Here is a 22321-nt window from a genome sequence, read left to right on the forward strand (position 1 = left end):
TGAGTGAGCCAGTTGAAATAATAAAAACTTATTTTATGGCTACACTGGTAAATAGGGCCTATTTCAGGTTCACTGTACTTTCACCGCAATTATTCCGGAGTTGAATAGCAAAAATGGAAAGTAAAGTTTCCCAGTCCGGAAACAATGCAAATAATCGCAGCGATAATGCGGTTCTGGCACTGAGTAATATCGATTTAAAATTACTGCGGGTATTTAAATGCGTGGTAGAAGCGGGCGGATTAACCGCTGCCAGCCACGAATTGAATATTGGTCTGGCGGCGATCAGTAAACAGGTTTCCGATCTGGAAATTCGTCTCGGCATGACGTTATGCAGCCGCGGACGCGAAGGTTTTGAGCTAACGCAGTACGGCATCAACGTCTACCAGGCCACGCTGGAACTGTTCGTCTCGCTGAATCTGTTTCGCGAGCGGCTGCACAACAGTCGCAATGAACTGCTGGGTGACATTGCCATTTGCGTGGTGGATAACACCATCTCCGACCCGCAATCTCCGGTCACCGAAGCGGTGCAACAGCTGCACCAGAAAGCGCCAAAGGTACAAATTCGACTGCAAACCGCGCAATTAGATGATATTGAGCGCGGCATCAGTGAAGGCCGTTTTCATTGTGGTATTGCACCGGTTTATGAAATGAAAAGTGATTTTGATTACTTCCCGCTTTATAAGGAATATTCAAAATTATATTGCTCCATGTCACATCCTTTATATTCTGGCTCGTGTGATAAAAACATCTCACTGGAAATATTACGTGAGCAGAAAATCATTAATCATTTATATGTGACGCCACGCGACGATCGTCGCATCATTCCGTTGCAGGACAGTGGTGCGCAGGCGGTTCAGGTTGAATCTGTCGCCATGCTGATTTTAACCGGCCATTTTATTGGTTATTTACCGGATCATTACGCCGCAGCGTTTATTGCGCGTGGGCAGCTGTGTGAGTTGGGTGATGATTCGATTCGCCGTGAAAACCCGTTTTGTTTGATGATGAAGAAGGGTCGCAAAATAAACCCGATTATCCGGCTGTTTATGCAAGCGCTGGGGATTGGCGAGGCGGAAGAACCGCACTGAGTTGGTGCGTTTGGAGATTGTGCTCGCTGTGCCTGGGTTTTGTGCTCGCTGTCCCCCATCCCGGCCTTCCCCCGCAAGCGGGGGAAGGAGATGCTGCCAAATGCAGCTTCAACACTGACATGTGGCAGCATCTTCCTCCCCCATTTATGGGGGAGGACCGAGGAGGGGGACAGCAGGCACAAGCACAATCACAATCACAATCACCCCAACACCTTATACATCACCGTAGTCGCATCCAGCACACCTTCGGTTGACTCGGCATACAGCGGAATTGAACCAGCAATCTGCCAATCCATCGACAAATACAATGTGGTTGCCACGTCGCCGCTGCGCGTATCCAGCACCAGCAGGGTTTTCCCCTGCTGTGCCGCCAGCTGTTCGGCCTGCTGCATCAGGCGGCGTGCAATGCCCTGACGTCTGGCGCGGGGATGCACCAGCAGCTTACTGATCTCCGCCCGATGGCGACCGTTCGGCATTGCGCTGAATCCCACCATCACCGTCGCCACAATCACGCCCTGCTGATACGCCACCAGCAGCTGATTGTCGCCGCTCGCCAGGCTGTAAATTTTGTCCTGCCAGAAGCGCTCAATGGCCACGCGATCGTCTGCATCAATAAAGCCCACGCTGGCGCCATCGGCGACGCAGCCCTGCAGCACATCACACAATGCCGCCAGCAGCGGCTGCGCCTGGGTGGCGCTGAGAGGTTCGATGTCAATCATGGTTTGCATACCACCAAAATGTAGCGCGCGCCGCCTTCGGCATGGGCGGCAAACGCGGATTTGCCAGTGAGATGAAAGCGCAGACAGTCGCCTGCCTGCAGCGTCCAGTGCTGATCGTCCATGCTGATCGTCAGCTCGCCCGATTGCAGCCAGATGTGCTGCTCCAGTCCCTGAATCGGCGGCGCATCGTAATCAATGCGCGCGCCAGGACGCAGCACACCTTCCACCACTTCCGCTTTAAAGTGGCTGGCGGGCGGTGATACGTTGCGGCGCTGGAAGCCGCTGGCGTCATCGCGCCATACCGGCTGTTGCGCCGCTTTCAGCAGCAGCGCGGCCTCCTCTTCCACCTCGCTCAGCAGGCGCGACATGGTCAATCCATAAGCCACGCAAAGGCGGTTAAGCAAAGCGGCTGTGGGGCTCGTTTCGGCGCGTTCAATGCGCGACAACGACGCCCGACTGATGCCGGTCGCCATCGCCAATTCATCTAATGACCAACCGCGTTGTACGCGTAATTCAGCCAGTCGCGCCGCCAGTCGATCGTCGGTATTCGAAGCAGACATCTTCACCTCTCATATACGGGAAATAAATCTCACATATGAGATATGACCTTAAATAAATAAAGCGGTCAAGTTGTACAATTAAAAAATCATTGTACAACCCAGTCGTGGGGGTTAAGGTGTTGTTATGCAGGTCAGAATTTTTGAGGACTTTATGGCCTTATACAGTATCGGGGATGTGGCCGAACGCTGTGGAATCAACCCGGTAACGCTTCGCGCCTGGCAGCGACGTTACGGTCTGTTAAAACCCCAGCGTACCGAAGGTGGTCATCGGCAGTTTGATGATGAAGATGTTCAGCGTATCGAAGAGATAAAACGCTGGATAGAGAGCGGCGTGCCCGTTGGCAAAGTGAAAGCGTTGCTGGAAGGCGCGACGGTCAATGTGGATGACGGTTGGTCGGCGCTACAGGAAGAGTTGATGAGCGTACTGCGCCACGTTCGCCCGGCAAAATTGCGCGTTAAAATTGCCAATATTGGCCGGGAACATCCGGTGGATGCGTTGATCGATCACGTGTTCGTGCCGGTTCGCCAGCGTCTTGGTTTAGATCAGAACACCGCGCGCACCATGTGCAGTCTGCTTGATGGCGCGCTGATTGATTATGTGGCGTTTTGTCTGGCCTGTGGACGTAAAAAAGCCGGTAAAGATGCCTTGATGCTGGGTTGGGCGGTGGAAGATCGTACCCGCATCTGGCTGGAAGCCTGGCGTTTGTCGCAGCAAGGCTGGCGCATGGATGTGTTGGCGGAGCCGCTGGACATGCCGCGCCCTGAGTTATTCCCCGGACAAAACCTGTTTATCTGGACCGGTAAAAAGCCGACGCGTCGTCAGGTCGAGCAGTTTGAACACTGGCAGGCGCAGGGTTTTGCCATTCACCTGCACGATCCCGCATAAGTAAAATCGCACACACGGCCTTTGCCTGGCGTGGTGTGCGCGTTATCATGCCGCCCTAAATTTCTTTTCTCAGGTCTCATCATGAACTGGAATAAACTCCTTATCGGTTCCCTGTTTGCCATCATGGCGCTTGGCGGCATGGGTGGCATGATGCTGGTCGGCTACAGCCTCATTGTGCATACCAACTAAGTTTGCGCTGCACGCGCTCTAGCAGGCGATCGCAAATCAACGCCAGCAGCGCCACCAGCAGCGCGCCCTGAATCACATAAGCGGTGTTAAAGCCGCTTAGACCGATAATCACCGGCGATCCCAAACTCTCCGCGCCCACCGTGGAGGCGATGGTTGCGGTGCCGATGTTGATCATCACTGATGTCCGCACGCCCGCCATGATCACCGGTGCCGCCAGCGCCAGCTCAATCTGCCACAAGCGTCGCCACGGCCCCATGCCGAGGCCGATCGCGATTTCGCGATTGCTGGCCGGTACGCTATCTAGCCCCGCCAGCGTGCCCTGCAAAATCGGCAGCAAACCGTAGATAAACAGCGCCATCACCGCGGGCGTGGCACCAAATCCCATTACCGGCACCGCAATCGCTAGCACTGCGACTGGCGGAAAGGTTTGCCCGGCGGCCGCCACGGTTTCCAGCAGCGGACGAAAGGCGCGCCCGGCGTGACGCGTAGCAAACACCGCGCAGCCGACGCCGACCAGCAACGCCAGCAGGCTGCCGCTGACCACTAACGCCAGATGCGCCAGCGCCAGCCGCCAGAAACTCTCCTGCTGATACAGCGGACGCTCCAGCTGTGGAAACCAGTGGGCAAACAGCGGACCGCTGTGCGGCAAGCCCCACAGCAGCAGCAGAAAGGCCGCCAGCAGCCAGTAGAGCGGATCGCGTAACAGCTGCATCAGCTCGCCTCCCGCTGGCGCAGCAAATCGCTGAAGTGCAGCACACCCAGCGGCTGTTGCTGCTGATCGATCACCGGCAATTTGTCGGTGCGGCGCGCAATAAATTGCGACAGCGCTTCACGCAGCGTCAGCGATTCGGCAATCGGTTCGGCGTCCAGCCATTCACCGCGTCGCGCCGCGCTGCCGGCGCGTCCCAGCGCCAGCAAACGCACGCCCAGCTCGCTACGACCAAAGAACTCGCGGGCAAAGTCATTCACCGGCTGCGTCAGCAGATCGATTGGCCTGCCCTGCTGCACGATTTCGCCGCCGTCCATCAGCACCAGCTGGTCGGCCAGCGTCAGCGCTTCGTCGATGTCGTGCGTCACCAGCACCACGGTGCGACCGGACATTTTCTGAATGCGCAGCATCTCGTGTTGCAGCGCCAGACGGTTGACCGGATCGAGCGCGCCGAAAGGTTCATCCATCAGCAGCAACTCGGGATCGGCCGCCAGCGCACGCGCCACGCCGACGCGCTGCTGCTGTCCGCCCGACAGCTGATGCGGCATGCGCGTCGCCAGATGGCTGTCGAGATTGAGCAGCGCCAGCAGCTCCTCGACGCGTTGAGTGATCTTCGCCTGCGGCCAACCGAGCAGCGAGGGCACGGTGCCGATGTTCTTCGCCACGTTCCAGTGCGGAAACAGACCAATCGACTGAATGGCATAACCGATGCGGCGGCGCAACGCGCGCGCATCCATGGTTTCGATGGCTTCTCCGGCAAAACGGATTTCGCCGCTGTCGTGCTCCACCAGCCGGTTGATCATCTTCAGTGTGGTCGATTTACCCGAACCGGAGGTGCCAATCAGCACGGTAAAACTGCCCTTCTCAATCTTTAGCGACAGGTTACGTATCGCCTCTTTGCCAGCGAACACTTTGCTCACCTGGTGAAATTCAATCATGACGTCTCTCCAGCAGTGCCGACAGTAAACGCAGCAGCGCATCAAAAATCACCGCCAGCGCCACCACCGGAATCACGCCCAGCAGCACCAGATCCAGCGCGCTGCTCAGCAATCCCTGAAAAACAATGGCGCCGAATCCGCCCGCCCCAATCAGCGCCGCGACCACCGCCAGGCCCACGGTTTGCACCACTACCACGCGCAGCCCGGAGAGCCACACCGGCAGCGCCAGCGGCAGTTCGGCGTGCCAGAACTGTTGCCACGCGCTCATGCCCATGCCGCGCGCGGTTTCACGCACTTCCTGCGGCACCTGCTGCAAACCGGCCACCACGCTGCGCACCAGCGGCAGCAGCGCGTAGAGCACCAGCGCAATCAAGGCCGGTGCAATACCGATGCCGCTGATGCCCCAACGGGCCAGCAGCGGAAAATGCGCCACCAATCCCGCCAGCGGCGCAATCAGTAAACCGAACAGCGCCACCGACGGCACCGTTTGAATCAGGTTAAGCACGCTAAATGCGGCATTCTGCCAGCGCGGACGCCGCGCAATCGCCAGCCCGAGCGGCAATCCGATGATTACCGTCGGCAGCAGCGTGCCGCACAGCAGCCACAAATGCTGCGTGAAGGCCGCATCAAACACCGCCGTGCGGTTGGCGTACTCTTTCAAAAGCGAGAGACGATCAAGATGACCGCTGAGTAACAGCGCCAGCGGCAGCAGCCAGATTTGCAGGTTGAGCACAATGCGCCACGGGGTACTGCGGGTGATTTGCCGGACCGCTTCCGCCGCCAGCAGCAGCGCCAGCGCCGCCGCACACCACAAGCCGCTGCCAAACGCGGTGCGCGCCAGCGGGCTCCCGCTGTTCGCCAGTTGCGTGGCCTGTTTTCCGGCCAACCAGATGAGTAAGGCCAGCAGCACTTCCGCCGCCAGCAGCACCGATATCGCGTGAATGCGGCGCGGCGGCCACCACAAGCTCTGCCACAGCCACAGCAATGGGATGAACAGCAGTATGCTGTTGCTCACCTGCCAGAACGTCAGCGGCTGGCCAGAGACCAGCCGATTGGCGGCAAAGCTCAATAGCGGCAAGGCAAACAGCGCCAGCGTGATAAGCGCGATTAACACCAGCAGCACCGGCTGCTGGCGCGGTCGGAATAACAACGACGACACTGCTTACAGCAACTTATTGGTCTGTAGCCACTGTTTCGCGACCTGGCTGGCATCCTGACCATCCACCGCGATCTGCGCATTCAGCTGCTGCAGGGTTTTCTCATCCAGCTTGCTGAAGACCGGCTGCAGCCAGTTGCCGATGTCCGGATATTGCTTGAGCACGCTTTCGCGGATCACCGGCGCAGGGGCATAAATCGGCTGCACGCCTTTCGGATCGCTCAGCGTCTGCAGGCCTAATGCCGCCACCGGACCGTCGGTGCCGTAGGCCATCGCCGCGTTCACGCCAGAGGTTTGCTGCGCCGCCGCTTTGATGGTCACGGCGGTGTCGCCACCGGCCAGCGACAGCAGCTGCGCCTGTTCCAGTTTGAAGTTGTAAGCTTTTTCAAACGCCGGTAACGCATCGCTGCGTTCGATAAATTCCGCCGAGGCAGCCAGTTTGAAAGTGCCGCCTTTTTTCAGGTAAGCGCTGAGATCGTCCAGCGTGTTGAGGTTGTTCTTCTGCGCCACGTCGCCGCGCACCGCAATCGTCCAGGTATTGTTAGCTGGCGCGGACGTCAGCCACACCAGATGATTTTTCTCGGCGTCGAGTTTTTTCACCTTCTCGTAGCCCTGCTGGGCGTTCTTCCACGCTGTGTCTTTCTCATCGTTGAAGAAGAATGCGCCGTTGCCGGTGTATTCCGGGTAGATATCCAGCTCACCGGCGGTGATCGCGCCGCGCACCACTTGCGTGGTACCGAGCTGGATTTTATTGACGGTTTTTACCCCATGTTTGTCCAGCACCTGCAGAATAATGTTGCCGAGTAGCGAGCCTTCGGTATCAATTTTGGAACCGACTTTCACCGGATCCGCCGCCTGCGCTGCACCCACGCTCATTGCCAATGCCATCATTCCCAATAAACCCTGCTTTATCATCCCGCTTCCCTCATTTGTTTTCATTGTGTGACTATCAAGCGTAGCCTGGCGAAAGGGGATAGGCGCGGTCAAGCGGCTTACTTCGTGCTTTTTTTGCTATCAATTGCCTATCGGTTATAACCAAAACGCAGCACATATAACCAATTGGAATTTTCGATGTTAAGACGGCGGCTTATGCTCACAGTCCCACTCATTACAATAAATTACAAAACATCATGACCGACTTAGCTTCTCCGGCGCATGTCGCGCAGGCAGGGAATGCCCCCACCGGTGAGACCAAATGGATCCGCAGCGCGGCCGATGTCTCCGGGCTGGTGAACAACAGCAACGAATCACGCAGCAACGCGCGCATCGTGATCGCCATTGCGCTGGGCGGCGTGTTCCTTGACGCCTACGATCTCGGCGCATTGGCGTTTGGCATCAAAGACGTGACGCGCGAGTTCCAGCTGACGCCCGCAGGCACCGGCATGGTGGCATCGGCGATTACCTTTGGTGCGATTGTCGGGGCGCTGATTGGCGGCTACCTCACCGATAAAATAGGTCGCTATCGCGTGTTTATGGCCGACATGTTTTTCTTCGTGGTGGCAGCGTTAGCCTGTGCGTTCGCGCCAAACGAATATGTGCTGGCCGGTGCGCGCTTTGTGATGGGCCTCGGCGTCGGGATCGACTTACCGGTGGCGATGGCGTTTCTCGCCGAGTTTTCGAAGCTGCGCGGGCAAGGCAATAAGGCCGCCAGCGTGGCGATGTGGTGTCCGACATGGTACGCGGCGATCAGTATTTCCTACCTGCTGGTCCTGCTGCTGTATGCGGTGTTGCCCGAAAGCCACACCGATTGGCTGTGGCGTTTGATTCTGGGATTTGGTGCGGTGCCGGCGCTGCTGATCATCGCCATTCGCAGCCGCTACATGAGTGAATCGCCGATTTGGGCAGCCAATCAGGGCAACCTCACAGGCGCGGCGGAGATTCTGCGCAACTCTTACAACATCAATGCGCAGGTGGCGGATGACGCCGATCTGACGCCGCAGAAAGCGGTACGTAAAGCCAGCTGGCGCAACTACGGCGCGCTGCTGCAGGGCGTCTATCGTCGTCGTACCATTCTGGCAACCGTCACCTCCATCGCCTCGTCGTTTGCCTATAACGCGGTGGCGTTTGGTTTGCCGGTGATTATCTCCAGCTTCTTTGCGCAATCGATGCTGACCACCATTCTGGTGTCGCTGGCGCTGAATCTGCTGTTTGCCTTTGTCGGCGGCTTGCTGGCGGTGCGGCTGGTGCCGCGTCTTGGCGCGTGGAAGATGTCGGTGGCGGGTTACGCTTGTCAGTGCGTGGCGCTGCTGGGATTGGCGTTGATTGGTCGTCCGGAAGGCGGCGAACAGGCGGCAGTGGCGATTGCCATGCTGGCGCTGTTCCTGTTTGGTCAGGGCTTTGGTCCCGGCTCGCATACCATGACGTTTGCCTCGCTGAGCTATCCGGCTTCGCTGCGCGGTGTGGGCGTTGGCTTCAACCAGACGCTGATGCGCGGCAGTTCTACCGTGTCGCTGTTCGCCTTCCCGCTGTTGGTAGCGGCGTTTGGTACCGGCGTGTTCTGGGTGATTTTTCTTGCGCCGCTAATTGGCTTGCTGGCGCTGCTGGCGATTCGCTGGGAGCCGTCGGGTTACGACGTGGATGCGGAAGATTTTCAGTGATGGATTAACAGAGGTCGCCATAAATGGCGACCCTACTGATTATGCCGTCAGGCGAAACTCGCCCAGCGTATTGGGAATGCGTGGAAAGGTATGCAAAAACCACGGCGTGAACTGCGCCGGATTCTCCTGCATCTCCTGCTGAATCTGCGCAATCGAGCGATAGCACCATGCATCCGCCTCCTCCGGGTTGAGGACCGGCTGCTCATCGCTGATGGCGAAGAACACGTGGCCATATTCATGCTCGGTTAAGCCGTTACTCAGCGGCAGGTTGTAGCTCAGCTCAAACACCGGCGTTAACGCAACATTCATGCCCATCTCTTCACGCAAACGGCGCTCGGCGGCATCGTGCGTGGATTCCTGCGGATAGGGATGACTGCAGCAGGTGTTACTCCACAATCCACCACAGTGATATTTAGTGCTGGCACGGCGTTGCAGCAGCACTTCATGGCGCGAATTGAACACGTAAACCGTCACCGCGCGATGCAGCAATCCTTTTTCATGCACTTCCAGCTTTTCCATTTTGCCGATAGGGCGATCGAGGTGGTCAACGAGAATAACTTCAATGGCGGGCATGACAACTCCTTCGGAAAATTCGCAGCTATTGTACACAACCTCCAACGGGTTGATGGAGGAAATAGCGCACATTCCGTGCGTTAACGTGGGCACATTAAAGCGTAGCAGCCTGCGGAGAGTTCAGCATAAAAAAGCGGGGAATGGCGTTAACAGAGGAGATGTGTGCGGTGTGTGAGAAGGTCGCCATAAATGGCGACCCTACGGGAGAGTTGTGCCGGCCGCAATTTTTCGACGGCCGGGAGATTTTGTAGGGTCGCCATTTATGGCGACCGCCTCCAAAAAATTTACAGCTTAAAGCTTTGCACCACCTGCTCCAGCTGCACGCTTTGCTGCTGCATCGACTGCGCGGCGGCTGAAACCTGCTCGACGAGCGCGGCGTTCTGCTGAGTGCTGCCGTCCAGCTGGGTAATCGCCACGTTAACCTGATCGATGCCCATGCTCTGCTCGCGGCTCGCTGACATGATTTCGCTCATCAGCGTAGTCACGCTGCTGACGCCCTGCATCAGCTCATCCATGGTTTGCCCGGCCTGCTCCACCAGTTGGCTGCCGGTATCAATATTCGCCACCGACTCCTCAATCAGCTTCTTAATTTCACGCGCCGAGTTAGCCGAGCGCTGTGCCAGGTTGCGCACTTCTGATGCCACCACGGCAAAACCGCGCCCCTGTTCACCGGCGCGCGCCGCTTCTACCGCGGCGTTCAGCGCCAGAATGTTGGTCTGGAAGGCGATGCTGTCGATGACGCTGATGATATCAACCACTTTGCGCGAAGAGTGATTGATCGCGCCCATGGTGGTGACCACCTGACGCACCACTTCGGTGCCGCGCGCCGCAACCTGCGACGCGCCATCCGCCAGCTGATTCGCATGCGTGGCGTTATCGGCGTTCTGACGTACGGTGCCGGTTAGCTCTTCCATCGATGCCGCCGTTTCGACAATCGAACTGGCCTGCGATTCGGTACGCGCTGAGAGATCGGCGTTGCCGCTGGCAATTTCACGCGAAGCCGCCGTAATCGCCAGCGCGCTATCGCCCACCTGACGCATCAGGCCTTGCAGATAGGCGATGAACTGGTTGAAGCTCTGCGCCACGGCGTTGAATTCCGGGCTATTACTGGCGGGCAGACGCTGCGTCAAATCGGCACCGCCGGTCGATAAGGCTTCAATATTGCTGTTCAGCACCGCGAGGCGTTTCATCATGGCGCGCACAAAGCCCAGCAGCACCAACAGCAGGATCACCGCCAGCGGAATCTGCACCAGACCCAGACGCGTCAACATGCTGTGAGTTTGCGCATCCAGCAAGCTCGACGGCACATCGCTGGCGAGATACCACGGGCTACCGGCAATCGCCTGCACAAACAGCGTGTGTTCGCCATCTTCACCTGCAAAGGTGGTTTGCGCGGGCTGGCTGCCCGCCTGCGCCAGCAGACCTTTTAACGCGGACGCCATCGGCAGCTGGGTATCGGCGAGGTTTTCCAGCTTCGGCGCACCATCCACCAGCGCGGCGTTACCGACCACTTTGCCATCGGCTTCAACGATCAGTACGCGGCCCTGAATCGCCTCACCCATCTGTTTTGCCAGTTGGTTGAAGAAGCCGAGCGTTACGTCAATGGTCGCTACGCCCCATACGGTGCCATCGCGATAGATCGCCATTGCACAGTTGGTACGCGGCTGCGGGCTGGCGGCATCCTGATAGGCTTTTGCCCACGCGCACTGGCCCTTGGGCGCAGCCAAACCCTCTTTGTACCAGGATTGCTCCCAGTATTTGTCGGCGGCATCCGAGTTCCAGTAGGTGTTGACCTGCAGCTGGTTGCTGGCGTTGCGCGCAAAGAACGAACTGTCTTTCTCTTTGGCCGGATCGCGACGGTTCGGTAACGGCCAGACGCCACCGCCGAACACGTTACTGTCCTGATATTGGTTAACTAAGGCGGGCAGCAAGGTATCAATGGCTGCGCTATCCATCACGCCTGCGGCTTCGGTAATGGCGCGCTGCTGCGCCTGTACGCGGTTCATCTGCTCGACGATGCGTCCGGCCAGACCGTCTACTTCGTAACGCACCAGACGACTTTCATTTTCGGAGAGTTGCGGAGCGATAAACTGATTAATTACCAGCACGGTAACCAGCATCAGACCGGCAAAAAAGGCGACCAGCGTCGCGGTGAAACGGGATTGTGTTGTTTTGAACATTATGTGTGCCCTTACCCTGGTTGGCGAGTTGCCTGATCGAGGTTAACGGCGTGTTAATGGGGAACTTGAGGTGAGCACGATCACAAAGCAGTGAAATAGTTGATTTGGGTGATAATTTAAAATCGTAGGGTCGGCATCGATGCCGACCTGATTTACGGAGCGGGAGTTTCAACCACTTCCTGGCGCGGCCGAAACACATGATTATTGCCATCCGCCAGCAAACGTTGCAGCAGCTGCTGCCCACCGCGATCGTCAGCCTGCGCAAACTGGCGTTCGGCTTCGGTAATTGGCGTGGACCACAGCAGATTCACGCGGTCGCCATCGCGTTTCGGCAGTCGGAATTGCGCCGCTTCGGGAGCGAGATCGTTGGCCAGCAGGAAGCTCTCAAAGCCAACCGGCGCCACTTCCGACGCCAGCGTATGCCCTTCGCCAATCCAGGTCAGGCGCGCCCACGGCAGATGGGCAAACTCAGCCAGCGCGCTCGCCATCTGCACCGCATTGGCTTCGGTCATCACTTCACCGTCCACCGCCATCGCCAGCTCGACGCGGCGATACTGCGGCGCCAGCTCGTCAAACAGGTGATCCACCTGCGGCATCGGACGGATCCCCATGCCAAGCGTCAGGAAATACCAAACGCCATTGTGCAAGTGCTGCGAAATCGCCATTGGCGGCCAGTTGCCTTGATCGATGGAGTAATATTTTACCGATTCGCCAAACTGCGCCTGATAACACTGCATCAGCTCGCGCTGCACCACATCCCACAAGTGTCCGTCGTGCCAGTCACGCCAGAAGTGACGCTGCTGTTCAGCGCGCGCGTAGTAATCGTTGGTGGAGGCCGATCCCAGCGGTGCGGTCAGGCGATTCTCTTTGATGCAGGCAGCAGAAAAACTCACCTGCTTATCCTGATACAGGCTCCAGCCAGGGATCACCGCCAGCAATTGACCGTAATACCACAGCGCGGCGCCGTCGTCGCTGGGCTCCCACAGCACCTGTAATCCGGCGGGATCGAGCATCGGCTCGGCTTCCAGCGTGCGGCAATACTCGGCACTCAGCAGCGGCGCAATGCCCTGCTCCATCGCTTCACGATCTTCCTGCGCGGGCGCAGGCAGCAGGTTACGCAGCCAGCAGCCGCGCACCGCGTATTGGCTGCGAAACAGGTCATTCGGCCAGATATAAAAATAGGCCGTACGCGCATCCTGCTCGACGATCGCGGTTAGTGTGTGTTGCTGATTCGGCACCTCAGCAATCAGAGGTTGGTGGGTCATAACGCCTCGATATTACCTGGAGGAATCCATTTTCCCCGAGAATAGAGCAGGATCGGCACTCGTGCCATGTGACACAAGGGTAAAACTCTCAAAGTGCCAGAAGGGAAAGATGAGTGCGGCTTATCAATTGCCGCTTAACACGCTGACAAGCTTCAGATTAATTTGCGATTCTTTTACAATTTCACGTGATATGGTTTGCGCATTCACCTCTTTGGAGCTGCCATCATGGTGCTGCAAAACCTCGATCTGAACCTGCGTGACGTGGTTATTTTCGCGATGTTGGTGTGGCTGTTTATCCGTTATACATGGGTGATGACGTCGCTGACGCTATTGCTGAGCGGCGTGGCGTTGCTGGTGTTATTACCGCTTGATATCTATTACAGCCTGCTGCCGCTGGCGCTGATGGGACTCGGACTTGGCATGATGTTGCACCATTATCAGCAACGTCAGCTGGCACTAAAACGTGAAGCGCGCACACCGCGCACCTACACGCAGAAAGAGGATGAGCTGCATTTGTAACGCTTAGCGGCCCATGCGCTGCATGGCGCGGGTATAAGCGCCGCGCTGAATTGACCAGCGCAGCAGCCCCGCAATCACCGCCATTTCCCGATCCAGGCGCCACTGCGTCAGCGGCCCAACCGGCTGCTGAATCTGCTGTTGTGCCCAGTCAGGCAACAATCCCATTCCCGCTTTCAGCATCACGCGCATTGCCGGTTTCGCCTGCCAGTTGGGTGCAGGCGCGTTAATCAGCAATTGCATCACCTCCAGCGTGCGCGCATCACAGAGCAACTCGGGCCGCATCATCTGTAGATACGCCTCAACCGCCTGCACGCTTTTCGGCACCCGCTGCGCGCCGAGCGCTTCGGCAACTAACGCCGCTTCCTGATAGTAGCGATCCTGATCGGCCAGGCTGAGCTGCGGATTTTTGTAGCGCAGATGCGCTGCCAGAAAACGGCTGGTTTCCGCGACGTGCACCCAGGTAAGCAGATGCGGATCGCTGGCGGCATAGGGCTTGCCTGCGTTATCGACGCCGGTCACGCGCAGGTGAATCCGTTTGACGCGGTCGATAAGGATGTTGGCATCGGCGGTGTTACCGAAGGTGGTGACGGCGATAAACTGGCTGGTGCGCCGCAGGCGGCCCATCATGTCCTGCCGGAAATTGGAGTGATCCCACACGCCTGCCAGCGCCGCCGGGTGCAGCATCTGCAACATTAAGGCGCTGATGCCGCCGCACAGCATCGAGGTGAAGTCGCCGTGGACGCGCCAGATAACGTGGTCCGGGCCAAATAAACCGGGATCGCCAGGCGGTTGCGAGATGTCGAATTCGTTGAGTGACAGACCGTTGAGGCGGAAGACTTGTTGTTGGATGCGTTCGCGGATGTTCATGGGTATGTGCGCTCGTTGGCCTGGTCGGCATGAATGCCGCCCCTACAAATCACCGAAGCATAACATGTAGGGTCAGCATTCATGCTGACCGAGCGAAAGAGCGCAACAATCTTACTTACAGATAATCAAACTGCGCATCCTGAGTGCGCACTGAATCCAGTCCAATCATCACGTTGAATTTGCCTGGCTCGGCAACCTGCTGCATCTTCTGGTTCCAGAATTTCAGCGCATCAACATCGATCTTAAACTTCACGGTTTGCGATTCACCGGCTTTCAGCATGATGCGCTGGAAGCCGCGCAGCTCCTGCACCGGACGGCTAATGCTGGCGACCGGATCGTTGAGATAGAGCTGCACCACGGTCGCGCCATCGCGTTTACCGCTATTGGTTACGGTCACTGAAGCCTCCACCGAGCCGTTACGCGGCATGGTGCGTGACGACATCTTCACCGGCGACACCGTGAAGGTGGTGTAGCTCAGGCCGTAACCAAACGGATAAAGCGGGCCGTTCACGGCATCGTAGTAATGCGAGGTGTACTTGTTCGGCTTGGCGAAGTTGTACGGACGACCGGTTGGCAAGTGGTTGTAGTAAATCGGAATCTGACCCACTGAACGCGGGAAGGAGACCGGCAGCTTGCCCGACGGGTTGTAATCGCCGAACAGCACATCGGCGATCGCGTTGCCGCCTTCGGTACCGCTAAACCAGGTTTCCAACATCGCATCGGCTTGCTGATCTTCCTTCACCACCGTCAGCGGACGGCCGTTCATCAGCACGATCACCAGCGGTTTGCCGGTGGCTTTCAGTGCGGCCAGCAGCTTCTGCTGACTTTCCGGGATCACCAAATCGCTGCGGCTGGAGGCTTCGTGCGCCATGCCCTGCGCTTCACCCACGGCAGCCACCACCACATCGGCTTTTTTCGCCTGCGCCACCGCTTCGTCAATCAGCTCCTGCGGCGAACGCTTGTCCACGCTGACTGCCTGCTCATACAGATTGAGGAAGTCCTGAATGCCTTTGTTGTCGGTGATGTTAGCGCCTTTGGCATACAGCACGGTGCCTTTGCCGGCCATCGCATTGCGTACGCCTTGCAGCAGAGGAATCGACTGCTTTGCCACGCCAGCGGCCGACCAGCTGCCCATGATGTCGCGCTGGCTGTCCGCTAACGGCCCCACCAATGCAATGGTGGCGTCTTTCTTCAGCGGCAGCGTTTCGCGCCAGTTTTTCAGCAGCACAATGCTTTTACGCGCCACGTCACGCGCTTCGGCGCGATGCAAACGGCTTTCGGCATTGGTGTCCTGCGGATCGCCCTCTTTCGGCCCTAAATGACTGTAAGGATCGTTAAACAAGCCCATGTCATATTTGACGTTCAGCACATGGCGCGCGGCATCGTCCACTTCCGCCATGCTCACCGCGCCGCTCTTCACCAGGCCCGGCAGATATTTGCTGTAGTACTCGTCGCTCATGCTCATGTCGATGCCTGATTTCATCGCAATGCGCACCGCATCCTGTGGATCGCTGGCCACGCCGTGTTTAATCAGTTCTTTAATCGCACCGTGATCGCTAATGGTGATGCCTTTGAACTTCCAGTCGCCGCGCAGGATGTCTTTCAGCAGCCAACTGTCTGCTGTGGCCGGTGTGCCATTCAATGAGTTAAGCGCCACCATTACGCCACCGCTACCCGCATCCAATGAGGCTTTATACGGCGGCAGATAATCCTGGAACAGGCGCTGCGGGCTCATGTCGACGGTGTTGTAATCTCGTCCACCTTCCACTGCGCCGTAGGCCGCGAAGTGCTTCACGCTGGTCATGATCGAGTAGCGATCCGCCGCGCTTTTGCCCTGCATGGCTTTCACCATGCTGCTGCCCATTTGCGCGCTGAGGAAGGTGTCTTCACCAAAGCCTTCCGAGCCGCGTCCCCAACGAGGTTCGCGGGACACATCAACCATCGGCGCCCACGTCATGTTGAGGCCGTCATCCGCGGCTTCATAAGCAGAGACGCGTCCCACCTCGGCGATGGCATCCAGATCCCAGCTTGCCGCCAGGCCAAGTGGAATCGGGAAAATGGTGCGCTGACCGTGCACCACGTCATAGGCGAAGAACAGCGGAATTTTCAGGCGACTGAGCTGCATCACCTGATCCTGCATGGCGCGAATATCCTGACGCGTCACGGTGTTAAAAATTGCCCCGACCTGACCGTGATGAATCATGTCGCGAACCGCCGATTTTGGCGTATCCGGTCCTACGCTGATTAAACGCATCTGCCCGATTTTTTCATCAAGGGTCATTTTGCTGAGCAGCTGATTCACAAAGGCGTCGCGCGCCTGTTCAGTCATCGGATGTGGGCCAAACAGATCGTCCGCGAAAGCGGGTTGCATGGCTAAGGAGACAGCGAGGCTAACAGAGTAAATCCATTTCATCAGGTCGGGTTCTCTTAAGTGACTGCGCAATATCGAAATAACAGGGGCAGTTTGCCACAAGATGAGGATAGCAGGTAGCCGCCATGTCACACCGCGATCCTGTCGCTGACGCATGCTACAGTAAAAGCGCCATGTTAAAGACAAGGATAGGCCAATGAATAACAACACTTCGCACCCTACTCTGCTCGCCGAACTGCGTCGTCTGGTCGGATCGTCGAACCTGTTAACCGACGCGGAACAGACCGCGCGCTACCGCAAAGGTTTTCGCTCGGGCGAAGGCGAAGCGCTGGCGGTGATTTTCCCTGGTTCGCTGCTCGAGCTGTGGCGTGCGTTGCAGGCGCTGGTCAGCGCCGATGCGATCATTTTGATGCAGGCCGCCAACACCGGCCTGACCGAAGGTTCCACGCCAAACGGCAACGATTACGATCGTCCGGTGGTGATCATCAGCACCTTGCGTCTGGATAAGTTGCAGCTGATCGACAACGGCAAACAGATCCTCGCCTTCCCCGGCAGCACGCTGTATCAGCTGGAAAAAGCGCTGAAACCGCTTGGCCGCGAGCCGCATTCGGTGATCGGTTCTTCCTGCATTGGCGCCTCGGTGATGGGCGGGATTTGCAATAACTCGGGTGGATCGCTGATCAAACGCGGTCCGGCCTACAGCGAAATGGCGCTGTTTGCGCAGATTGATGCCAGCGGCAAACTCAAGCTGGTGAACCATCTCGGCATCGATCTCGGCCATTCGCCGGAAGAGATGTTGGGTCGGCTGGATGACGATCGCTGGCAGCAGAGCGATGTGCGCTGGGATGAACGTCACGCCTCGGATCATGAATACGCCGACCGCGTGCGCGACATCAATGCAGAGACGCCAGCGCGCTTCAACGCCGATGAGCGCCGCCTGTTTGAAGCCTCTGGCTGCGCCGGTAAGCTGGCGGTGTTTGCCGTGCGTCTGGATACCTTCCCCACCGAACCGCAGCAGCAGGTGTTCTACATCGGCACCAATAATCCGGCGGAATTGGGCGATATTCGCCGCCATATTCTGGCGGAATTTACCCATCTGCCGGTGGCGGGCGAATATATGCACCGCGACATTTTCGACATCGCCGAGGTGTACGGCAAAGATACTTTCGTGATGATTGATAAACTCGGCACCGACAAAATGCCGCTATTTTTCACCCTAAAAGGCCGCGTGGATGCCTGGCTGGGCAAGCTGAACTGGGTGAAACCGCATCTCACCGATCGTTTATTGCAGCGCGTCAGCAGCTGGCTACCGGCGCATCTGCCTAAACGCCTGAAGCAGTATCGCGACAAATATGAGCATCACCTGATGCTGAAGATGTCCGGCGACGGCGTCGCCGAAGCGCAGGCCTATCTGACCGAATATTTCCGCGAAGGCGGCGGCGCGTTCTTCGCGTGTGACGCCAAAGAGGGTGCGCACGCGTTCCTGCATCGCTTTGCCGCCGCCGGAGCTGCGGTGCGCTATCACGCGGTGCATGCCGATGAAGTGGAAGACATTCTGGCGCTGGATATCGCGCTGCGTCGTAATGATGAAGCGTGGTTTGAACGCCTGCCGCCCGAGTTCGATAACGATCTGAGCCACCGTCTCTACTACGGCCACTTCTTCTGCCACGTCTTCCATCAGGATTACATCGTGAAAAAAGGCGTGGATGCGCATGCGTTAAAAGAGAAGATGCTGGCGATTTTAGCCGCGCGCGGCGCCGAGTATCCGGCCGAGCATAACGTGGGCCATCTGTATCAGGCGAAACCGCAGCTGCAGGCGTTTTATCAGCAACTGGATCCTACTAACACTTTCAATCCGGGAATTGGGAAAACCAGCAAGCAGAAGGGTTGGGCTGTGAAGGTTTGAGTCGGTGCGAGAGTGGAAAAGGTGGCCATAAATGGCCACCCTACGGATTTATGGCAACGGATCGCTTTGCTGATCTTGTGCTGCGGCCACGGCGCGGCGCTCGATGATCATGGTCTGCGGCGTCGATAGCATAATGCCCTCTTTGCGCAGACGCGTCAGAATATCGAACAGCAGATCGCTCTTGGCACCGGAAATCTGGCGTTGACCGGCAACGTTGCCGGTGACGCTCAACACGATGCCCGCTGGCGTCAAATCTTTGAACGACACGGACGGCTCCGGCGTCTCCAGAATACGTTCGTTCTCCTGATACACTTCCAGCAGAATTTCACGCACCCGCACCGGATCGATATCCAGCGGGAACGTCAGCAAGATGGTGACCACGCCCTGCGCGTTACCCATGGTGGCGTTACGCACGTTCTGCGAAATAAATTGCGAGTTCGGCACAATCACCGTCGATTTGTCGCCCAGCTGAATTTCGGTGGCGCGCACGTTAATACGACGGATATCCCCTTCAATGCCGCTGATGCTCACCAGATCGCCCACTTTCACCGGACGCTCGGTTAACAGAATCAGGCCGGAAATAAAGTTCTTCACAATCTCCTGTAAGCCGAAACCGATACCGACCGACAAGGCGCTCACAATCCACGCCAGTTTGTTCCACTGCAGGCCCATAATCGACAGCGTCAGCAGGATAATCAGCACGTAACCGATATTGCTGAACAGCGTCACCAACGACACGCGCATGCCGACGTCCATGGTGGTTTTGGGCAGGAAATCTTTATCCAGCCAGCGACGCACCGAACGCAGCACGTAAATGCCCACCACCAGACAGAGAATCGCGTTCACCATGTGCGCCGGCACAATGTTCAGCGACTCCAGCCCTTTGCCGCCCCAGAACTCAATCACCTTCTGGATCAGCTCAATCGGCGTTGATGAGGCAAAGGTGCCGTTCAGCAGTGCCAGCGCCAGAATGGCAATCAGCACGGTTTTACCCAGCGCGCTGAGCAGCGTTGCCGCCTGTTGCAGATAACGCTCATCAATATTCAGCGTGGTTTGCAGGCGCTTGCCGGTGGCATTGCTGGTGGAGAACAGGCTTTCGCAGCCGTCATTCACCAGATGGCTGAGGAAGTAGAACGAACCAAACAAAATGCCGCACCAAATCACTTCATAGCTAAGGAAGCGCGCCAGCGTGACGTAACCGATGATCAGTGAAATCAGGATGCCGAGCGCCGTCAGCATCAGCGCCAGCTGCACCAATCCCACCAACGTTGAACGCGCTTCAGGCTGCTGACCTTCCTGCACCATGCGGCGGCGCACGCGGTTGATGCGCATGCCGATCGCCAGTCCGGTGCTGCCGATCAGCAGCGCGGTCAAGCCATTCGCAAAAATGGTGGTATTCAGGCTGGTGCCGACGCTGTAGTTAAAGGCTTCCACCGTCTGGAAAACAAACACCAGCGCCGCAGTGAATGGCGGGAACGGCTTCAGTGCCTGCGCCACTTCGTTGGAGATGGCCGGCAAACGCCAGCTTGGGCGACGTGTGGAGAGGAACGCGCGGCCTAAACCGGCAATCAAACCGCAATAGACGCTGAGCTGTACCAGACGATCAACAAAATCCTGCACATCACCCGAGACTTCATCGCGGCGCGTAAAGGCCAGCGCGATGAAGTTAAAGGTAATGACCACCGCGGCCAGCGTGGTGAGCGCGGTGGTGGCGGCGAGGAAGCTGCGACGTAAGCGCCCTTCCGGCATTTTATGAATGCTGACCCAGGCAAAGAACTCTTCGCTGTAGCGACGGCCCAGCGTCATCACCAGCATCGCGGCAAACAGCCAGGCCACGGTGCCGAAACGCCAGCCAGATTCCCACGACAGCGCGGCGGTGTCCTGCAATTCAGTAATGAACTCGCTGATCTTCTCGCCATCAAGATCCTGACTGCTGACCAGCGGCGCCCAGAAGCGCGGGCCAAGGATACTGCCAGAGTTCAGCGCCAGCTGGCTTTTCAGCTGGTCACGACGCAGGTTGACGATCTGCGATGACAGCACCAGCGCACCGTTTTTGATGCCATCGGCTTGTTTGATCTGATCGTCCAGCTTGGCTTTCTGGCTCTCCAGCGCCGCACGTTTGCGCGTCACTTCAGGCGTCTCTTTCACGCCGCTATCGGCTTTCGGTGCCGGGCCAAGAACCGCCAATTGTGCATCCAATTGCTGGCCCTGCGGGATCAACGCCTGGCCGAGGGTTTCGGCATTACCGGAAAGCTCCAGCGCCATCTCATTAAGCTGGTTGAGCTGGCTTTCATTGGTATCGCCCGAGACCTGGCCTTTAATTTTGTCGAGAATTTTCTGCATCTTAGGCAGCTCGACCGAGGCATTCACCTTGGGTGCGGCGTCCTCTGCCTGATCGTTGGGCGGCGTATCTGCGGCCACGCTCAGCGTGGGAGCTAACAGCACAAGCAGCAGTAAAAACGGGGTAAACAGATGACGAAACTTGAACATATGAATGAGATTCCAGCGTAATAACAGCCGATAAACGCAAGTGCGATCGTGAATGGCGGCTAGTTTAAGACGTTGCCGACACTGAAACTATAGGAATGAAGGTGTAAAACTTTGGCGCTAACGATAAGCGTTTTTGCAGATGAGCTTAACAAATCAAGGCACAATTTGTAGCGGCGCAATTTATTGCGCATCCTGCAGAATCTGCAATGCGCAATAAATTGCGCCGCTACGGTATGTGCGTGCTTCAAATAGGGTTATTCATTATTCGCGGTCAAGCCGGATTTCTGCTTTTTGTACGCCAGCGCAGCGGCCGGAACCGGTGCGGCTTTACCGGTTTCCAGCCAGTCGCGCAGGCGGTTGGCATCGGCGAAATGGGTATATTTACCAAAGGCATCCAGCACCACCAGCGCCACCGGACGGTTGTTGATCACCGTACGCATCACCAGGCAGTGCCCGGCTTCATCGGTATAACCGGTTTTGGTCAACTGGATGCGCCAGTCGTTTTTGTACACCAGATGATTGGTGTTACGGAACGGCAGCGCGTAGCTCGGATGTTTGAATACGGCGGTGTCTTCTTTGGTGGTGCTCAGTTCGCCAATCAGCGGGTACTGTCGTGTGGCTTTCAACAGTTTAACCAGATCTTCTGCACTGGAAACGTTCTGAATCGACAGGCCCGTCGGCTCGACATAGCGCGTGTGCGTCATGCCAAGTGAGCGTGCTTTGGCGTTCATGGCGCGAATAAACGCATCGTAACCGCCCGGATAGTGATGCGCCAGGCTGGCGGCAGCGCGGTTTTCCGAGGACATCAGCGCCAGTAGCAGCATGTTGCGGCGGCTGATTTCGCTGTTCAGTTTGACGCGGGAGAACACGCCGCGCATCTCAGCGGTATGGCTGATATCCACCGACAGCATTTCATCCATCGGCAGTTTGGCATCCAACACCACCATCGCCGTCATCACTTTGGTGAGTGAGGCGATCGGACGTACGCGGTTAGGATGGCTGGAAAACAGCACTTTGTTGTTTTCCAGATCGACAATCATGGCACTGCCGGAGGCGATTTGCGGTTGTGCAATCGGCGCCAGGTTTGCGAGTGCCGCCGGCGCAGCGAGCGCGGGCGTTATAGCGGCTGGCGCGGCGACAAACAGTGCCAGCGACAGCAAGGAAATACGCATTTTTGCAGACATCGTGTCAAAAAAATCCGGTCAGGAGTTTTGCGCTGTGTTGAGACACAGGCCGCCCGCAACAATCCAGACGGGATGCGGGCTGGCAGCAGTATCATACGCACTTACCTGAGAAATTTCTTATTGAGAT

The 22321-nt window shown here is 57.5% G+C and carries 18 protein-coding genes; 5 read left to right on the plus strand and 13 right to left on the minus strand.

Annotated features, from left to right (window positions below; genetic code table 11):
* Nucleotides 1–113 precede the first annotated feature (113 nt).
* A complete protein-coding gene (locus K5Y30_RS06030; RefSeq protein ID WP_222210694.1) occupies nt 114–1085 on the plus strand; it encodes a LysR family transcriptional regulator in 972 nt (323 codons plus the stop codon).
* A 200-nt stretch (nt 1086–1285) separates the two neighbouring features.
* On the opposite strand, the gene K5Y30_RS06035 is transcribed toward K5Y30_RS06030, so the two are convergent.
* Both K5Y30_RS06035 and K5Y30_RS06040 read right to left on the minus strand, forming a co-directional pair.
* Nucleotides 1286–1804 carry a GNAT family N-acetyltransferase gene (locus K5Y30_RS06035; RefSeq protein WP_222210695.1) on the minus strand — a complete coding sequence of 173 codons (519 nt, stop codon included), beginning with the start codon at nt 1802–1804 and terminating at the stop codon, nt 1286–1288.
* The gene (locus K5Y30_RS06040) at nt 1801–2364 is read right to left on the minus strand and encodes a helix-turn-helix domain-containing protein (protein WP_222210696.1); all 564 of its coding nucleotides are present in this window, start codon (nt 2362–2364) and stop codon (nt 1801–1803) included. Before K5Y30_RS06040 ends, K5Y30_RS06035 begins: the two co-directional genes overlap by 4 nt.
* 151 nt (nt 2365–2515) lie before the next feature.
* Here K5Y30_RS06040 and K5Y30_RS06045 point away from each other — a divergent pair, with 151 nt between their 5' ends.
* Nucleotides 2516–3250, plus strand: a complete 735-nt coding sequence (locus K5Y30_RS06045) for a MerR family transcriptional regulator (protein ID WP_101763312.1) — start codon at nt 2516–2518, stop codon at nt 3248–3250.
* A gap of 169 nt (nt 3251–3419) precedes the next feature.
* On the opposite strand, the gene K5Y30_RS06050 is transcribed toward K5Y30_RS06045, so the two are convergent.
* From K5Y30_RS06050 to K5Y30_RS06065, 4 genes are read right to left on the minus strand one after another with little or no spacing between them, the layout of a single operon-like run.
* The gene (locus tag K5Y30_RS06050; RefSeq protein ID WP_222210697.1) at nt 3420–4151 is read right to left on the minus strand and encodes an ABC transporter permease; all 732 of its coding nucleotides are present in this window, start codon (nt 4149–4151) and stop codon (nt 3420–3422) included.
* Complete coding sequence (locus K5Y30_RS06055; RefSeq protein WP_192413953.1) at nt 4151–5086, minus strand: ABC transporter ATP-binding protein; 936 nt, start codon at nt 5084–5086, stop codon at nt 4151–4153. Before K5Y30_RS06055 ends, K5Y30_RS06050 begins: the two co-directional genes overlap by 1 nt.
* Complete coding sequence (locus tag K5Y30_RS06060; protein WP_222210698.1) at nt 5079–6245, minus strand: ABC transporter permease; 1167 nt, start codon at nt 6243–6245, stop codon at nt 5079–5081. Before K5Y30_RS06060 ends, K5Y30_RS06055 begins: the two co-directional genes overlap by 8 nt.
* A gap of 3 nt (nt 6246–6248) precedes the next feature.
* Nucleotides 6249–7157 (minus strand): ABC transporter substrate-binding protein, encoded by a 909-nt coding sequence (locus tag K5Y30_RS06065; RefSeq protein ID WP_222210699.1) that lies wholly within the window; start codon nt 7155–7157, stop codon nt 6249–6251.
* Between the two features lie 215 nt (nt 7158–7372).
* On the opposite strand from K5Y30_RS06065, the gene K5Y30_RS06070 reads away from it, so the two are divergent.
* Complete coding sequence (locus tag K5Y30_RS06070; protein WP_222210700.1) at nt 7373–8839, plus strand: MFS transporter; 1467 nt, start codon at nt 7373–7375, stop codon at nt 8837–8839.
* Between the two features lie 39 nt (nt 8840–8878).
* Here the strand turns inward: K5Y30_RS06070 and idi are convergent, their stop codons facing one another.
* The 3 genes from idi to K5Y30_RS06085 all read right to left on the minus strand — a co-directional run bounded on the left by idi (nt 8879) and on the right by K5Y30_RS06085 (nt 12857).
* Nucleotides 8879–9412 carry an isopentenyl-diphosphate Delta-isomerase gene (gene idi / locus K5Y30_RS06075; RefSeq protein WP_222210701.1) on the minus strand — a complete coding sequence of 178 codons (534 nt, stop codon included), beginning with the start codon at nt 9410–9412 and terminating at the stop codon, nt 8879–8881.
* A 284-nt stretch (nt 9413–9696) separates the two neighbouring features.
* On the minus strand, nt 9697–11592 hold the full coding sequence (locus K5Y30_RS06080) for a methyl-accepting chemotaxis protein (protein ID WP_222210702.1): 1896 nt from the start codon (nt 11590–11592) through the stop codon (nt 9697–9699).
* A gap of 152 nt (nt 11593–11744) precedes the next feature.
* On the minus strand, nt 11745–12857 hold the full coding sequence (locus tag K5Y30_RS06085; RefSeq protein ID WP_008102641.1) for a suppressor of fused domain protein: 1113 nt from the start codon (nt 12855–12857) through the stop codon (nt 11745–11747).
* 225 nt (nt 12858–13082) lie between these two features.
* On the opposite strand from K5Y30_RS06085, the gene K5Y30_RS06090 reads away from it, so the two are divergent.
* The gene (locus tag K5Y30_RS06090; protein ID WP_222210703.1) at nt 13083–13376 is read left to right on the plus strand and encodes a hypothetical protein; all 294 of its coding nucleotides are present in this window, start codon (nt 13083–13085) and stop codon (nt 13374–13376) included.
* Between the two features lie 3 nt (nt 13377–13379).
* Here K5Y30_RS06090 and K5Y30_RS06095 read toward each other — a convergent pair whose 3' ends face one another.
* Together K5Y30_RS06095 and bglX are read right to left on the minus strand one after the other, a co-directional pair.
* Nucleotides 13380–14243, minus strand: coding sequence for an oxygenase MpaB family protein (locus tag K5Y30_RS06095; protein ID WP_222210704.1), 864 nt, complete (start codon nt 14241–14243; stop codon nt 13380–13382).
* Between the two features lie 115 nt (nt 14244–14358).
* Complete coding sequence (gene bglX, locus K5Y30_RS06100) at nt 14359–16656, minus strand: beta-glucosidase BglX (protein ID WP_222210705.1); 2298 nt, start codon at nt 16654–16656, stop codon at nt 14359–14361.
* A 154-nt stretch (nt 16657–16810) separates the two neighbouring features.
* Between bglX and dld the strand changes: the two genes are divergently transcribed.
* On the plus strand, nt 16811–18520 hold the full coding sequence (dld, locus tag K5Y30_RS06105; RefSeq protein ID WP_222210706.1) for a D-lactate dehydrogenase: 1710 nt from the start codon (nt 16811–16813) through the stop codon (nt 18518–18520).
* Nucleotides 18521–18568: 48 nt separating this feature from the next.
* On the opposite strand, the gene K5Y30_RS06110 is transcribed toward dld, so the two are convergent.
* Both K5Y30_RS06110 and pbpG read right to left on the minus strand, forming a co-directional pair.
* Nucleotides 18569–21010, minus strand: a complete 2442-nt coding sequence (locus K5Y30_RS06110) for a DUF3772 domain-containing protein (protein ID WP_222210707.1) — start codon at nt 21008–21010, stop codon at nt 18569–18571.
* 254 nt (nt 21011–21264) lie between these two features.
* Nucleotides 21265–22194, minus strand: coding sequence for a D-alanyl-D-alanine endopeptidase (gene pbpG, locus K5Y30_RS06115; protein WP_137385419.1), 930 nt, complete (start codon nt 22192–22194; stop codon nt 21265–21267).
* Nucleotides 22195–22321 lie beyond the last annotated feature (127 nt).

It is taken from the genome of Pantoea sp. DY-5 (assembly GCF_019795955.1).
GTDB lineage: Bacteria > Pseudomonadota > Gammaproteobacteria > Enterobacterales > Enterobacteriaceae > Pantoea > Pantoea leporis.

What these genes read in the sequence shown, in the direction of transcription:
- K5Y30_RS06085 (WP_008102641.1), bottom strand. Translation starts at nt 12,857, where the DNA reads ATGACCCACCAACCTCTGATTGCTGAGGTGCCGAATCAGCAACACACA.
- K5Y30_RS06035 (WP_222210695.1), bottom strand. Translation starts at nt 1,804, where the DNA reads ATGATTGACATCGAACCTCTCAGCGCCACCCAGGCGCAGCCGCTGCTG.
- pbpG (WP_137385419.1), bottom strand. Translation starts at nt 22,194, where the DNA reads ATGTCTGCAAAAATGCGTATTTCCTTGCTGTCGCTGGCACTGTTTGTC.
- bglX (WP_222210705.1), bottom strand. Translation starts at nt 16,656, where the DNA reads ATGAAATGGATTTACTCTGTTAGCCTCGCTGTCTCCTTAGCCATGCAA.
- K5Y30_RS06030 (WP_222210694.1), top strand. Translation starts at nt 114, where the DNA reads ATGGAAAGTAAAGTTTCCCAGTCCGGAAACAATGCAAATAATCGCAGC.
- K5Y30_RS06065 (WP_222210699.1), bottom strand. Translation starts at nt 7,157, where the DNA reads ATGATAAAGCAGGGTTTATTGGGAATGATGGCATTGGCAATGAGCGTG.
- K5Y30_RS06040 (WP_222210696.1), bottom strand. Translation starts at nt 2,364, where the DNA reads ATGTCTGCTTCGAATACCGACGATCGACTGGCGGCGCGACTGGCTGAA.
- K5Y30_RS06095 (WP_222210704.1), bottom strand. Translation starts at nt 14,243, where the DNA reads ATGAACATCCGCGAACGCATCCAACAACAAGTCTTCCGCCTCAACGGT.
- K5Y30_RS06080 (WP_222210702.1), bottom strand. Translation starts at nt 11,592, where the DNA reads ATGTTCAAAACAACACAATCCCGTTTCACCGCGACGCTGGTCGCCTTT.
- dld (WP_222210706.1), top strand. Translation starts at nt 16,811, where the DNA reads ATGAATAACAACACTTCGCACCCTACTCTGCTCGCCGAACTGCGTCGT.
- K5Y30_RS06070 (WP_222210700.1), top strand. Translation starts at nt 7,373, where the DNA reads ATGACCGACTTAGCTTCTCCGGCGCATGTCGCGCAGGCAGGGAATGCC.
- K5Y30_RS06050 (WP_222210697.1), bottom strand. Translation starts at nt 4,151, where the DNA reads ATGCAGCTGTTACGCGATCCGCTCTACTGGCTGCTGGCGGCCTTTCTG.
- K5Y30_RS06045 (WP_101763312.1), top strand. Translation starts at nt 2,516, where the DNA reads ATGGCCTTATACAGTATCGGGGATGTGGCCGAACGCTGTGGAATCAAC.
- K5Y30_RS06090 (WP_222210703.1), top strand. Translation starts at nt 13,083, where the DNA reads ATGGTGCTGCAAAACCTCGATCTGAACCTGCGTGACGTGGTTATTTTC.
- K5Y30_RS06110 (WP_222210707.1), bottom strand. Translation starts at nt 21,010, where the DNA reads ATGTTCAAGTTTCGTCATCTGTTTACCCCGTTTTTACTGCTGCTTGTG.
- K5Y30_RS06055 (WP_192413953.1), bottom strand. Translation starts at nt 5,086, where the DNA reads ATGATTGAATTTCACCAGGTGAGCAAAGTGTTCGCTGGCAAAGAGGCG.
- idi (WP_222210701.1), bottom strand. Translation starts at nt 9,412, where the DNA reads ATGCCCGCCATTGAAGTTATTCTCGTTGACCACCTCGATCGCCCTATC.